9 protein-coding genes are annotated in these 14,410 nt (G+C 41.7%); 4 read left to right on the top strand and 5 right to left on the bottom strand.

Features of this window, described 5'->3' with window-relative positions:
• Positions 1–124: 124 nt before the first annotated feature.
• The 3 genes from RM049_RS14780 to RM049_RS14770 all read right to left on the bottom strand — a co-directional run bounded on the left by RM049_RS14780 (position 125) and on the right by RM049_RS14770 (position 1,943).
• The gene (locus RM049_RS14780) at positions 125–502 is read right to left on the bottom strand and encodes a DUF2358 domain-containing protein (protein WP_322672689.1); all 378 of its coding nucleotides are present in this window, start codon (positions 500–502) and stop codon (positions 125–127) included.
• 53 nt (positions 503–555) lie between these two features.
• On the bottom strand, positions 556–1,119 hold the full coding sequence (locus tag RM049_RS14775; protein WP_322672688.1) for a hypothetical protein: 564 nt from the start codon (positions 1,117–1,119) through the stop codon (positions 556–558).
• 149 nt (positions 1,120–1,268) lie between these two features.
• Entirely contained in the window at positions 1,269–1,943 is a 675-nt protein-coding gene (locus RM049_RS14770; RefSeq protein WP_322704689.1) for a HupE/UreJ family protein, read from the bottom strand.
• A 499-nt stretch (positions 1,944–2,442) separates the two neighbouring features.
• On the opposite strand from RM049_RS14770, the gene RM049_RS14765 reads away from it, so the two are divergent.
• Positions 2,443–3,267, top strand: coding sequence for a leucine-rich repeat domain-containing protein (locus tag RM049_RS14765; RefSeq protein ID WP_322704688.1), 825 nt, complete (start codon positions 2,443–2,445; stop codon positions 3,265–3,267).
• A gap of 75 nt (positions 3,268–3,342) precedes the next feature.
• Here RM049_RS14765 and RM049_RS14760 read toward each other — a convergent pair whose 3' ends face one another.
• Positions 3,343–4,077 (bottom strand): SGNH/GDSL hydrolase family protein, encoded by a 735-nt coding sequence (locus RM049_RS14760; RefSeq protein ID WP_322704687.1) that lies wholly within the window; start codon positions 4,075–4,077, stop codon positions 3,343–3,345.
• Between the two features lie 672 nt (positions 4,078–4,749).
• Between RM049_RS14760 and RM049_RS14755 the strand changes: the two genes are divergently transcribed.
• From RM049_RS14755 to RM049_RS14745, 3 genes are all read left to right on the top strand, one after another.
• Positions 4,750–5,031: a hypothetical protein gene (locus RM049_RS14755; RefSeq protein WP_094350381.1), complete on the top strand. Its 282-nt coding sequence runs from the start codon at positions 4,750–4,752 to the stop codon at positions 5,029–5,031.
• 104 nt (positions 5,032–5,135) lie between these two features.
• Entirely contained in the window at positions 5,136–6,323 is a 1,188-nt protein-coding gene (locus RM049_RS14750; protein ID WP_322704686.1) for a TRC40/GET3/ArsA family transport-energizing ATPase, read from the top strand.
• A gap of 255 nt (positions 6,324–6,578) precedes the next feature.
• Positions 6,579–9,884, top strand: a complete 3,306-nt coding sequence (locus RM049_RS14745; RefSeq protein ID WP_322704685.1) for a GAF domain-containing protein — start codon at positions 6,579–6,581, stop codon at positions 9,882–9,884.
• Positions 9,885–10,323: 439 nt separating this feature from the next.
• On the opposite strand, the gene RM049_RS14740 is transcribed toward RM049_RS14745, so the two are convergent.
• Positions 10,324–14,259 carry a CheR family methyltransferase gene (locus RM049_RS14740; protein ID WP_322704684.1) on the bottom strand — a complete coding sequence of 1,312 codons (3,936 nt, stop codon included), beginning with the start codon at positions 14,257–14,259 and terminating at the stop codon, positions 10,324–10,326.
• Positions 14,260–14,410 lie beyond the last annotated feature (151 nt).

Here is a 14,410-nt window from a genome sequence, read left to right as displayed (position 1 = left end):
GTAATAGCAAGACTTCAGTCCTAATTTTGTTTGCGTAGGATCTCGTCAGAGAGGACTAAAGTCCTCATTACCAACCATGAAGATTTTGATGGTGTTATATTTATTATTTGAATCACCCACTTTTTCAAGAGGAAAAATGCTGTTTCACCACATCTAAGCGGGAACAGTTCCAATAATCGATATGGGAGACAATCAAACCATCAGAGTTAAGACCTAATTCACTCCAACCAGGAATAGAGATCCGTGGTTTCCAGGGGAGAGGAGTATTCCAACTAAGTGTCCACTCAGTTTTGATTGTGTCTCCTAAACGTTGAATATTATGTAAGTCCATCTTGGGATTTAAAAACCAAGTTTCGATAAAATTAATCATTGCTTTGTAACGTTTAACACCACGGAATTTATTCATCGGGTCTTGAAAATAAACCTCTGGGGCATAAATGCTGTAAGTTTGATTGACTGGGAATCTTTGATAGTCTTCTTTGAGGATTTCAACGAGATTCATGATAGATAAATATATCTGTAAATTGGTTGAATCTAAAAACTGAAAAACCGAAATTAACCCTCATTCCATAAACGTTCTAACTGACGCCGCCAAGCAGTTAAGACTTCTTCTCGTCCTTGTGAAGTTTGATTTATTTCGCCCATCATTCCTTCGGCGTAAAAGCGTTCTAAGCTTTGCATAGTAGCTTGCAGAGATTGTCCTTGCTGTTTTGCTGCCTGAATAATTTGCCGGATACGGCTTTCAATTAATTGATTAAAGACATTATCTAATCTAGCCTGATGGAGAGATAAAAGTCGGTTGATTGCATTGGATAAATCTGCACTCACTAAAGTATCAATGTTATGTTGAAATACCCCCCAAATTACTCTTTCATACAAAGCGTAACGTACTTCTTGAGTGTCATCAAAGTTGGCTTCTAGGAACTGTTCTAAAAATGGTTGGGCTTCTTGGATGGGCAGAATAGGCAGTAAAACTCGCAGCCAAGTATTATCTTCGGAAAGCAGCACCAACAGCCGAAAAGTAGGAGTGTCTACTTGCCACGATCCAGGAGCAGTCGTAGTAACAGCCGATGTGTCAAATAATTCTGTAAGCGTAGCCGCAACTTCTTCAGGTGTCATAACTTTTTATTTATATATAGCCTCTAGATTAGCGCAGAGGTGCATCAACATATTCACTAACTCGATCCAATCTGAAAACGCAGTGGGGGCGCACAGCTAGGTGTACGCCCCCACAAATGAATGTATTCCACTGAATTGAAATATCTGATTTAAATAAGCGAATTACTCAAAAACACAATACCGATCGCACACAAAGCGAAACCAGCAAGGCTGATTTTCCAGGGTAAAATTCGGTTTATCTCTCCCATACCCATCCCAACACCAATTTCTCTAGCACTCATGGCAACGGCAAACAGAGTTAAGGTGATACCTAGTATATAGGCAACTACTGATATTGTTCCTGCACTAACAATAAATTCAGCATTAGCGTAACCCTGAAATAAACCAGCACTGATGCCCACCAGAGCAAGCACCAGAAAGTTTAGTTGATTTGGCATCATCAGCATAGTACCAAAAACAATGGTAGAAATGGCGATGGCTATTTCTGTGCCTGGTAAATCTAGCTGAAATATATGAATTACAATGCCTAAAACTGTTGCCAAGACAAAACATCCAGCGATCGCAGCGCCACGAACAAACACAGATGAGAGTAAGCCAATTGCAACAATACCAACTAAACAATTTAAACTAATTACTGGATCTGCCAATCCCCAGACAAAGGCTTCCCAGCCGTTAGAGATGTTATGGTCAAATGGTGTTCCACTCAATGAACTCAGTAAGCTAATTAAAATTAAAGCTGCGATCGCCCCAACATGGCGATCCATGAACTTTGAGGTCTTAAGTTCCCCCCAAGTATGGGATTCTGATAATTTAGTCTTGAACATCGCTATATACCAAATTAGTTTTTAGGTAATTTATACTACCCACCTATTCCAAAAAACTAACGTGGTAATTACCCTAGATCGTACTAGCTTCAAAAAGTGATGTAAACCCGCAGTGGTAGAAAAAGTTCTTTCATAAGCAAGTAGGATCGGGCTATTGATATTGAGATTCAAGATGCGATCGCTAATCAATCATCATTCCAACGACTGTTGACAATACAACTCAACTATATAAATAAATCTAAACTAAGGTCAATTCCATATATTGGAGCGAGAACTAGAAAGGCTTTCACCAAATATTTTATATATTCCTTAATAAGTAAAAGCACTGAATACAGCAATTCGAGCAATCGCTTAGGCAAGTAGAAAAAAACTTTGCAATAATTAGAACCCGCGTAGATACAGTGGGTTTTTTTACGTGGATCATAACTACTTTTTTATACTAAATTTTGGTAATTGTTGTATAGTGTAATTGCATAAGTTGTTAGTATAATATCATGCAATGAAAATTTTATTAAGCATCGCCACAATATTTACTTTTGCTTTGGGATTTTACACCACACAGACTATTGCTGCTCCTCTGGAAAATCCCAAAAGCTTTACAGATTGGTGTCAGCAGAAATCAACTTTACCTCCACAGACAAAACATACTGTTGAGGTATTGTTAAAAATCGCCCAGACTCAAAATTGCAAGCAGGCTAACCAAAAGCTGACTAATTTAACTTTTCTTGACCTTAACTCAAATCAAATCAGCGATATCAAGCCTTTGTCCGCTCTGACTAATTTGACTTCTCTTTCGCTGAGATCAAATCAAATCAGTGATATCAAACCTTTGTCTACTCTGACTAATTTGACTGATCTTTTGCTCCACTCAAATCAAATCAGCAATATCAAGCCTTTGTCTACTCTTACTAATTTAATTGTTCTCGACCTCGGCTCAAATAACATCAGTGAGATCCAGCTTTTGTCCAATCTGACTAATTTGACTATTCTCTCCCTGAATCTGAATCAAATTAGTGATATCAAGTCCTTGTCCACTCTGACTAATTTGACTTTTCTCGACCTAGGCTCAAATAAAATCAGTGATATCAAGCCTTTATACACTCTGAATAATTTGACTATTCTCTCTCTGAATTTGAATCAAATTAGTGATATCAAGTCCTTGTCCACTCTGACTAATTTAACTTTTCTCGACCTCGGCTCAAATAAAATTAGTGAGATCAAGCCTTTATACACTCTGAAAAAGTTAAAGATTTTTAAAGCTATAAATAACCCGATCGCCAGCAAAATATGTCCTGTAAAACCAGAATCTATTTGTAACTTTTGATGATTATCAGTAATTATTAATTAGATATCTTATTTCTTATAAATTTGTGAATGAAGCATACCCAAAAGGTTATTTTTATATTTGTTTGACGATGCTATCAACAAAATTTTGAATCATTTGGGCATCTGTTTCACTTAAACTTTCTAACTCAATTCTGTTGTTTTCTTGTGGCGTACTAGAGTCGCTATTATATATACGACGAGTCAAGCCTACAGGACTATTCTCATAAAATGTTGTATAGAATACACACGCTGCTACATACGATCCAATCGGACTAGGGTGGCTTCGATCCAAACTGTAAAGGTTTAATTTCAGATTCGCTTCCTGAATTTTTTGCCAAGCTATTCCCACAGGTGCAACTTTAGCTTTCAGTTCTTGAGCAATGCTCATATAAGCATCAGTCAATATCTGTTGCGTTTCTGGTTGATTTTGCTTTGCCCAAGTTAAGTAAAACACTGTTTGGGAATTCACTCGCTTAATCTCGGCATCAAACAGACTAGCGTACTTGTACATTTCCTTGGGATTAGTAATTGGTAAAGTACTTTGCTCTTGCAGTACTACGTAATCCCAGCGTTTTGCTTTCAAAAGCCTGAGTGCTTCACCACGTTTCCAGTGGCTTTTGAGTGTAGCTCCACCAACCACAACCATTTCAGTTTCCAGCGTTTTAGGTTCTTTCGCTGAAGCAGCCAACTGTTGTGTCAACCAAGGAAGATCGTTGAAATATGTATAACTATTGCCAATAAATAAAACTCTGATTGCCTGCTGTTCAGTTACTGGGAAATAATTTGCCTGAGTCTGCCTTCTTAGCATTTGAAACAAGGCAATCATTATCAAGAGGAATAAACATACATATACAATGTTGGCTTTGCTCATCATCCCTGAAATTTTTGCATTATAACTTATTCTTGGACAATATTTTTTTGGCAATAGTTCTGATTATTGATGAGTGGATGAAATTTTTTCCCAAGAGATTGCAAATTTTACCCAACCTAAAACTTCTCTTAACTGAACTGTATTAAGAAGATGCTATGGTATCAAGCCGACAGGAAAACCAGGATACAAAGTTTCTTGCATCAGAGAAGTGATGCAATTCCCGCAATTAACACTACATCAAATACAAGAGTGAAGATGGTTAAAGGCTCCCACTTTCACTACTTTTCAATATATTGGCGCAACAATAGACAAGATGAGTTCACCTACAGATGAGCAAATAGCACGCACTGATTCGGCTAACGCTCGAAGATAGGAAAATGAATTACGCCGATAGATTTAAACAGGAAAAGCTGTTGAATTTGCACAAAGCTAAGATGCTTGTTGAGCAAGCTTTTACAATGTTGAGCCAGTAAACAGCCCCGATCGCAATTTTTAGGTAATTAAACCATAGTACCCGGTAGCACAGATGTGCTGCCCTACGGGGGATTGAAACAAAATCCCTCGATACTTTAGAGTTAATAATAAACTCAACTGCAAAGCGCGATCGCAATGACTGATAAAGAACTCAAACATCTAATTGAGAGTAATGCTAAAACAGTCCAAGCTATGTTAGATGAAATGGCGGAAGCACGTCAAGAACGCCAAGAACTCCGAGAAGGAATGCTCCAAATTCAGAATGCAGTAGCACAATTAACGAATATACAAGAGAGAATAACCAATTTACTAATTTCTATTGATGGCGATCGCCCTACAATTCTTAAAAAACTCTCAGCACTGGAAACTAAGCTTGACCAGTTATTGCAGCAAAACCCAACAGACGAGTTAGGGTAAATACTCATAATAATGCCTAGACGTGTTGAAACAACATTTATTTTCCTTAAACAGTCGATAATGTAAATAAATGTAAAAAATTCTCAGGCAGGATAAAAACATCTATGCGTGTAATTTTAATGACTGGTAAAGGCGGCGTGGGCAAAACTTCTGTCGCTGCGGCAACTGGACTCCGTTGCGCAGAACTAGGCTATCAGACGTTGGTTTTAAGTACAGATCCCGCCCACTCCCTCGCAGACAGTTTTGACATGGAACTGGGACACGCACCCCAAAAAATTCGCCCAAATCTCTGGGGTGCTGAACTGGATGCACTGCAAGAACTGGAGGGAAACTGGGGTGCTGTGAAACGTTATATTACCCAAGTTTTACAAGCAAGGGGTTTAGATGGCGTACAGGCGGAGGAATTGGCAATTTTACCAGGGATGGATGAGATTTTTGGCTTGGTAAGGATGAAACGCCATTACGATGAAGGTGAGTTTGATGTGTTAATTATCGACTCAGCCCCCACCGGCACAGCACTGCGTTTGCTGAGTTTACCTGAAGTCGGTGGCTGGTATATGCGCCGTTTTTACAAACCATTTCAAAACATCTCGGTGGCACTTCGACCTCTGGTTGAACCTTTGTTTAGACCAATTGCTGGTTTTTCGCTACCTGATAAAGAAGTAATGGATGCACCTTTTGAGTTTTATGAACAAATTGAAGCTCTGGAAAAAGTATTAACAGATAATACTCAAACCTCAGTGCGTCTTGTCACTAATCCCGAAAAAATGGTGATTAAAGAGTCTCTCCGGGCCCATGCTTATCTGAGTTTATATAACGTTGCAACAGATTTAGTCGTGGCTAATCGGATTATTCCCAATGAAGTCCAAGACCCATTTTTCCAACGTTGGAAAGAAAGTCAGGAGCAATATCGCCAAGAAATTCATGATGATTTTCACCCTCTGCCTGTGAAAGAAGTTCCCCTATTTTCTGAGGAAATGTGTGGATTGGCTTCATTAGAACGCCTGAAAGAAACTCTTTATAAAGATGAAGATCCAACTCAGGTTTATTACAAAGAAACAACTCTTAGAGTGGTGCAAGAGGAAAACCAATACAGCTTAGAACTTTACTTACCTGGTATTCCTAAAGACCAAGTTCAACTAAGTAAAACTGGAGACGAATTAAACATTACTATTGGCAACCATCGTCGTAACTTAGTTTTGCCACAAGCCTTAGCAGCACTACAACCAGGCGGAGCAAAGATGGAAAATGACTATCTAAAAATCCGCTTTGCTGACAACACAAAAATTTAATTTTGTTGAACGTTACTCTGTCAACAAAAAGTTAAAACTAAAAAACAAGAGTTTTCTCTTGTAGCTAGTACAGACGCAATATTTTTAGCGTCTGTTTTTATGATGTTTTGGTGAATTTTAATAAAAGCCAAAAAAATATTTTTATTAATGATTTGACCGTAGTTTTACTGAAGACAAAATGATGAAATAAAATTCACAATGTCTTTAGATTTAATTATGCCAGTTTTCAAATTATTAATTTATTTTGCTATAACAATGACTTCCAATCCCCAACAAGATTTACCCTTATGTCGCGATGAAGAAAGTTTACTACGCCGCATTACAAATCGTATCCGACGCAGCTTAGAGTTAGAAGAAATTATCACAGTGACAACAACAGAAGTGCGATCGCTATTAAAAACCGATCGAGTGATGATTTACAAATTTCATCCTGATGGTAGTGGTCAAGTGATTGCTGAATCAATTAATAAAAATTGTTTGCCGTCGCTACTGGGGTTAAATTTTCCTTACGATGACATTCCATCCTATGCCCGCGAACTATTTATCAAATCACGCGTGCGTTCTGTTGTGAATGTTGAGACTAAAGAGATTGGTCAAATTCACCTGCGTGACTTGGATAATGGAGATATCTCAGAGGAGATCCGTTACCGCCCTGTAGACCCCTGCCATATTGAATATTTGACGGCAATGGGGGTAAAATCCTCTGTAGTAGCGCCTATTCTTTATCAAGATCGACTTTGGGGACTGCTGGTGTCTCATAATTCCCAAGCGCGTTTGATTTCAGAATATGAGCTAGAAGCCATACAAGTGGTAGTCGAGCAGCTGTCAATGGCGATCGCTCAAAGTACCCTTCACACTCAAGTTCGCAAAACAGCCGAGCGAGAAGCGATCGTTAACCGCATTGCTACCTTATTACATTCACTGCCGACGATCGTCTTACAGCCAGCCCTAGAAGCGGCTGTTGCTGCCTTTAATGGTATTGGTGGCAGGCTTTGTATTAGAAATGAAGCTCTTGATTTCCATAATGGCAACGTCACCAGCTTAACAGAATGCTTAATACCAGGAAATACTTGTATCAAGCTTTATATCTGTGGAGAGCAACCTGTAATGCCAGAACAAACTATATATCCACTGATCGAACAGTATAGTATCTGGCAGGAACACTACAAGTCTACTAACTACGATGTTTGGGCAATTTCAGATATATATAACACTCCTGGCTTGCGAAGTTTGCAAGTTGCTTTTCAACCAACTAAAATTCGCAGCATATTAATGATTCCACTCCAGTATCGTCAGCAGTTGCTCGGCTACCTAAGTATTTTCCGCAATGAAGTAGATACAGAAACTTTATGGGCGGGGCAGCATGAGGGCGACCAAAGGCAACAGTATCCCCGACAATCCTTTGAGGTTTGGCGCGAATTTAAAAAAGCACAAGCTCAAAAATGGACGGTTGAAGAGATTGAACTGGCTAGAGACCTCAGTAAACACTTTGCTTCTGCAATTCAGCAGTATGAATTATACCAACAAGTACAAGTCTTCAATGAAAACTTAGAAAAACAAGTTAAAAGGCGCACTGCTGAGTTACAACGGACTGTTGAACAAGAACAGGCTGTGTTTAAAGTTATTACCGAGATTCGGGAATCTCTGGACACAAATACGATTTTTCAAACCACTACTAAAGAAGTTTGTCAATTAATCAAAGCCGATCGCGTTTCTGTTTATCGTTTTGATTCTAATTGGGGTGGTGAATTTGTCGGAGATTTTGAGGCTGCTAGTCCATACTGGTCGAATGAGTCCGAACTAGGTATTAATACAATTTGGAATGACACCTACTTACAAGACACACAGGGAGGGCGTTACCGCCACAATGAAACATTTGCAGTCGATGACATCTACAAAATGGGGTTTACTCAGTGTCATATCGACAATCTAGAGCAGTTTCAAATTTACGCTTTTGTGCTTGCGCCGATTTTTGTTGGGCAAAAACTTTGGGGTTTACTAGCAACTTATCAACACACTGGCCCTCGGCAATGGAAAACTTCTGAAGTTAACTTCCTCAGTCAGATTGCCGCCCAAATGGGCGTAGCACTCCAGCAAGCTAATTTACTCTCTCAGACACAACAACAGACATTAGATTTACAACAAGCAGCAGAACAACAACGGGTATTGTTTGAAGTTGTGGCAAAAGTTAGAGAATCTCTCGATCTAGATGCGATTTTTCAGACAACCACCCAAGAAATTTGTAAATCATTACAAGCAGATCGAGTTGCAGTCTACCGCTTCGAGGCTGATTGGAGTGGTGAATATATCGCCGAGTTTGTGGGTGATAACTGGTTAAAGCTAGTAAGTTCTGATAGCAATACAGTTTGGCTGGATAGCTATTTACAGGAAACCCAAGGTGGGCGATATCGTCACAATGAAACCTTTGTAGTCGATGACATCTATGAAGTTGGCCACTCTCAATGCCATGTTACGGCTTTAGAGCAAATTCAAGCAAGAGCTTATGCGATCGCACCTATATTTATCGGGCAACAGTTATGGGGCTTATTAGCAGCTTACCAAAATTCTGCACCCCGCCATTGGGAAGCTTCAGAAATTAAATTTATTACTCAAATTGCCAATCAGCTTGGGGTTGCACTCCAACAAGCCCAATTGCATAATCAAACCAAAGAGCAGACGCAAAAGCTAGCTCAAGCTTTGCATGATTTACAGCAAACTCAAACCCAACTGATCCAAACTGAAAAAATGTCTTCACTAGGTCAATTGGTAGCTGGTGTGGCTCACGAAATTAATAATCCCGTAAACTTTATTTATGGCAACATCAATCATGTCAACGATTACACCCAAGATTTACTCAGTATTCTAGAACTCTATTTACACAATACTCCCAACCCTAGTCTTGAAATTCGCGATCGCGCCTTTGAGATCGACTTAGAATTTATCATAGAGGATTTGCCCAAAACTCTATCTTCGATGAAAATTGGGGTCGATCGCATCCGGCAGATTGTCTTGGGTTTACGGAATTTCTCTCGTCTTGACGAAGCAGAAAAAAAACCAGTTGATATTCATGAGGGTATTGATAGCACCTTGCTAATTTTGCAACATCGCTTGAAAGCAAAACCAGAAAGTCCGGCGATTAAATTAGTCAAAGAATACAGCAACCTTCCTTTAGTAGAGTGCTATGCCGGGCCGCTAAATCAAGTATTCATGAATGTTTTAAGCAATGCGATCGATGCTTTAGAAGATTACACAGAATCTCAATCAAAACCTCATAGCAGCCAAATTACTATCCGTACTGCTTTTGGAGAACTTGAAGGCAATATCAAGAGTGTAGTAGTTCGGATTGCAGACAATGGGCCAGGAATACCCGAAGCTCTCAGAGCAAGAATCTGCGATCCCTTTTTTACAACTAAGCCAGTGGGAAAAGGCACTGGTTTGGGATTATCAATTAGTTATCAGATTGTTGTAGATAAACACGGTGGTGTTTTTAAATGTGATTCTCAACCGGGGTTAGGTACAGAATTTTGGATTGAAATTCCGATTAAACAAATTCGTCATTAATTATTTGTCATTTGTCATTTGTCATTTGTCATTTGTCATTTGTCATTGGCCATTGGCAAAGACTTTTACCTTTAACTGAAGCGTATTGCCGATCTCCAATTTTTTGAAAAAGTTGGGGATCTAAATCAACGTGAGTTCGACAAGCCCTTTTTTGACCTCTCCCCCAACCCCTCTTGGACACAGAGAGGGGAGCCAAAACCCTAATTTCTCGTTGCTCCTCCCTTTCCCCGTGGGAGAGGGAGGTTGTCCGGGAGAGGTTCATCGAACTCACGCTAAATCAGGGTTAAATAACATTTTATTTTACAGTAAGAAGACTTACGCAACTGGCACAGTGCGATCGCCATTTTATAGTTTTGTTGAATGTACCTTGCAGTAGGCAAGATAAGCGTAATTAATCGGAAGGGAGCAAGCGTACACAACAAACTTTGCTGCCAATTTTCTAAGCTCGTCCTGCTAGGTCTGCAACTAACAACGCTAATTGATCTGGCTCGACAGGTTTAGCAACGTGCATTTGAAACCCAGCCTCAATGCTCTGTTGTTGTTCTGACTCACTTACATAGGCAGTCAGTACAATGGCTGGAATTTGCCCTCCGGCTTCTGCACTGAGCGATCGCACTTGCCGAATCAACCAGTAACCATCTTCCTCTGGCATTCCCAAATCGCAAATTAGCAGATCGTACCGACTGGGGTTTTTACTTAGAACCGCTAGAGCAACTCTTGCAGATGCCACGGTCAGCACTTGGGCCCCGTACTCTTCCAGCACAAATTTAACTATCTCACGGGCATCGGCTTGATCGTCAACCGCTAAAATCTGCAAACCCGACAATGAGGGGACAGCATCGCTCGAACGATCTGGGGCGACTTCTAACGCAGTCGGCTCTAAATCGCTCGACAGTGTAAACTCCCCTTGTAGATCCCTTTTTGGCAGCCTGACGGTGAACGTTGCTCCTTGTCCTGAACCCGGACTCTCTGCCTGAACCGTGCCACCATGCAGTTCAACCAGATGCTGCACAATTGATAGCCCCAGTCCCAGCCCTGGCTTCGCTTTCGTGGTGCTGGAATCTCCTTGACGAAATCGCTCAAAAATATACGGCAACAAGTTTGGCGAAATTCCTTGTCCTGTATCACTGACTTGAATTTGAGCGTGAGTTCTGTCAGACATGAGCCTAACTTCGACTCGTCCACCTTCGGGCGTAAATTTGATCGCATTCGATAAAAGATTATACAGGACTTGCTGTAAGCGCTCGGCATCGCCGATGACGATCTCAGAATTCAAGATTGAAACGATTTGAATATTTTTTGCTTCGGCTGATAATTGCACTGTCTCGATCGCGGCTTGCACTACTAAAAGCAGATCGATCGGACTGGTGCTGAGATTGAGCTTACCGCTGACAATCCGAGAGGTATCTAAAATATCATCAATTAACTGAGATTGCGCTTTTGCACTCCGCTCAATGATTTCTAAAGCACGAGTTACCGCGGCTCGATCGAGTTCGCGGGTGCGTAGTATTTGTGTCCAGCCCAGCATGATGTTTAGGGGATTGCGGAGTTCATGCGAGAGGTTCGAGAGGAATTCATCTTTGGCTCGGTTAGCGGTTTCTGCCTGCTGACGAGCTAACTCTAACGTGGCGGTATGGCGTTTGAGCGCGTCAATATCCAGGAAAACCATTGTCACCCCATCAATCTGGTTTTCTGTTGTGCGATAGGGGCGAATGCGGAGGGTATACCAATAGCCTGCTTGAGTTTGAATTTCCTGTTCTTTGGTGTTAAGTGTCTCCAGCACCTCTGATATCATCGATTTTAAGTTGGGAACTTCAAAATTGATGCGGAGGTCGCTAAAAGGTCGCCCGACATCGGCAGGGATGAAATTGAAGACTCGCTCGGCTGCGGGCGTAAAGCGGTGAATAATTAAATCGTTGGTCAGCATCACAATCAGAATACTGATGCTGTCAATAAAATTATTCAGATCGCTATTGTCTCGGTTTTGGCGCAAGTTGCGGTTGCGAAGTTCGTCGTTGGTCGTGGAGAGTTCTTCATTGGTGGCTTGAATCTCTTCTTTAGCCGTTTGGAGTTCTTCATTTGTGCTTTGCAACTCCTCGTTGCTCGACAGAACTTCTTCGTTCGCCACTCGCAGGCTTTGGTTGAGATAATTGTGTTCTTGAATCACCGCTTGCAGATGCGCTTGAACTGAAAATTCGCGTTGCATCGCAGCTGCTAGCGCCTGCCGTAGCTGAATAACTTCCCGTTCTAAGCTTTCATTTTCTAATTCTTGGCTTTGAGCAGTAGCAAAGCTTTGTTCAACCACAGGTAAAACCGCTTCAAAAATCAGCAGCAAATAGGGAGGCTTCGGCGTAGTGGTTGCGGCTTTGAATGGAATCACTTCCAAATTCAGGAGGGTCGAGCGCTCACCCGCTTCAATGCGAATTTGCTCTTGTCGAACTGAAAGGTTTTGGGTTTGGGCTTGATAAATTGCAGTTTGCAGCACGACGGTCAATCCTTCTCTTGCTATCAGCAGCACATTTAAGTTGGTTGTGTCAGTAGGCAACTTCAGGTAGAGATCGGTGTCTCCTCGCAGTTGCAAAATCTGCATTTGGTCATCGACTACGACAGATACAGGCGCGTAGCGATTTGAGATTATTTGATCGACTTCTCGCGCTAAATCAAAATTAGCAGCGATGGTTTCAGTTTTTCGCTGCCGCTCAACGTTCATGGCGGGGTAAGAATTGGTCGTGAACGAAAACAAAGGACGGCTCAAGCTGAATTTTTTGGCATAGATTTTGAAGGTCTCGTGGATAGGCTTAAACAGGTCTGAGGAGTTTTTGACGCTTTCTGAACTACCCAACATCAGAAAGCCAGTCAAGTTGAGACTGTAGTGAAACAGGGACATAACGTATTCCTGCAACGAATCTGATAAGTAAATCAGCACGTTGCGACAGCTAATCAAGTCGAGATTCGAGAATGGCGGGTCGCTCCCCAAATTATGCCGAGCAAAGACGCACAGTTCGCGGACAGTGCTGCTAACTTGATAGCCACCGCTTGCCAATGGCACAAAAAAGCGGCTGCGGCGCTGTACTGAAATTCCTTGCAATTGAGTGTCTAAATAAAAACCTGAGCGAGCTTTTTCGATCGCAGTTTCGTTGATGTCTGTGGCAAATATCTGAATTGGAGGAACGCTGGCGCGATCGCTAAAAAACTCTAATAGGCAAATAGCAATCGTATAAACTTCTTCACCGGTTGAACATCCCGCTACCCAAATCCGAATCGGATTGTCTGCTGATTTGTTTTGACTAATGCTAGGAAAAACCTGGCTTTTCAAGTATTCAAAGGCTTCTGAGTCACGGAAGAAACTGGTGACGTGGATCAGGATGTCTTCATACAGCGCTTGCAGTTCATTAGGATGCGCTTGCAGGTACTGAGCGTAGTCTTCCAGCCTATTTAACTTGTACAACACCATCCGTCGCTGTATTCGTCGATCCAGTGTTGTTGGTTTGTAGAGGGTAAAGTCAACGCCAGTGGTTGTCCGCAGCAGCGCAAAAATGGTGGTCAAAGGATCGCCTGGTTGAGGCAGTTGTTCGATCGCCGTTAGCGGCTCTGGGTGCAACAAAAAGGGATTATGACTAAGCTCTGCCAGTTTTTTAGCAATGGCTTCCGGCGGCAGCACAAAATCAACGTTTCCGGTGGCAACGGCAGTATTCGGCATATCGTCAAATCTAGCCGTGTTTTGGCACTGAGCAAAGGTGACGCCTCCTGCAACCTTGACGGCTTTCAGTCCTTCCGCCCCGTCTCCATCAGTACCCGATAGAACGATCGCGATCGCTTTGTTGCCCTGCTCTGCTGCCAATGAGAAGAAAAACGTATCTCCCGGCATATATTTTCCAAAAGTTTTCTGACGGGGAGCCAAATGCAGCATTCCATTTTTTAGCGTCATTTGAGTGTTAGGCGGAATGACGTAAATTTTGTTTGGCTCGATCGTCATCTGGTCTTGCGCTTGACACACAGTTATTTCGGTCACTCTACCTAGAATTTCGGACAGCACGCTTTCGTGGTTTGGGGATAAATGCTGAATCAGCACAAATGCCATACCCGTATCTGTAGATAGATGGCTGATGAGTTCTGTAAATGCTTCTAGCCCACCGGCTGAAGCAGCGATGCCGACGACAGGAAAAAGGGCATCGGGTTTAATTGGGTCAGATGCAATATAAGTATTCAATCCTGATGAACTGTCTGGAGCAGGTGAGTTAGAAGTCATAGAAGCAGGAACGGATGGGGTCTTGTGAGGCTGGGGCGATCGGTCTTTAAGAAAATACTGCGTTAGCAGACGGTAAGCACTCTGTTGGCTAGCCTTAATCTCAGACTGACTCCTTGTGAGCAGCAAGGCTTGCAGTTATCGGAGTGCCAGAGGTATAGGGGGATTCATTGAAGAAGACACGGCGACGCGGAGCGTCGCCGTGTCTTCTTCGATAATTCGAAAAAATGTAATGGGAATATTTGGCAAATTAAAAACTCGAAGCCGCTGCGATTTCGCT

The organism is Nostoc sp. DedQUE04 (genome assembly GCF_034530995.1).
In the GTDB taxonomy this organism is placed as follows: Bacteria; Cyanobacteriota; Cyanobacteriia; order Cyanobacteriales; family Nostocaceae; genus Nostoc.
The sequence above is the reverse complement of the archived record's forward strand: the minus strand, read 5'-3'. Positions and strand labels throughout refer to the sequence as shown.

What these genes read in the sequence shown, in the direction of transcription:
- RM049_RS14755 (WP_094350381.1), top strand. Translation starts at nt 4,750, where the DNA reads ATGACTGATAAAGAACTCAAACATCTAATTGAGAGTAATGCTAAAACA.
- RM049_RS14770 (WP_322704689.1), bottom strand. Translation starts at nt 1,943, where the DNA reads ATGTTCAAGACTAAATTATCAGAATCCCATACTTGGGGGGAACTTAAG.
- RM049_RS14780 (WP_322672689.1), bottom strand. Translation starts at nt 502, where the DNA reads ATGAATCTCGTTGAAATCCTCAAAGAAGACTATCAAAGATTCCCAGTC.
- RM049_RS14750 (WP_322704686.1), top strand. Translation starts at nt 5,136, where the DNA reads ATGCGTGTAATTTTAATGACTGGTAAAGGCGGCGTGGGCAAAACTTCT.
- RM049_RS14745 (WP_322704685.1), top strand. Translation starts at nt 6,579, where the DNA reads ATGACTTCCAATCCCCAACAAGATTTACCCTTATGTCGCGATGAAGAA.
- RM049_RS14760 (WP_322704687.1), bottom strand. Translation starts at nt 4,077, where the DNA reads ATGCTAAGAAGGCAGACTCAGGCAAATTATTTCCCAGTAACTGAACAG.
- RM049_RS14765 (WP_322704688.1), top strand. Translation starts at nt 2,443, where the DNA reads ATGAAAATTTTATTAAGCATCGCCACAATATTTACTTTTGCTTTGGGA.
- RM049_RS14775 (WP_322672688.1), bottom strand. Translation starts at nt 1,119, where the DNA reads ATGACACCTGAAGAAGTTGCGGCTACGCTTACAGAATTATTTGACACA.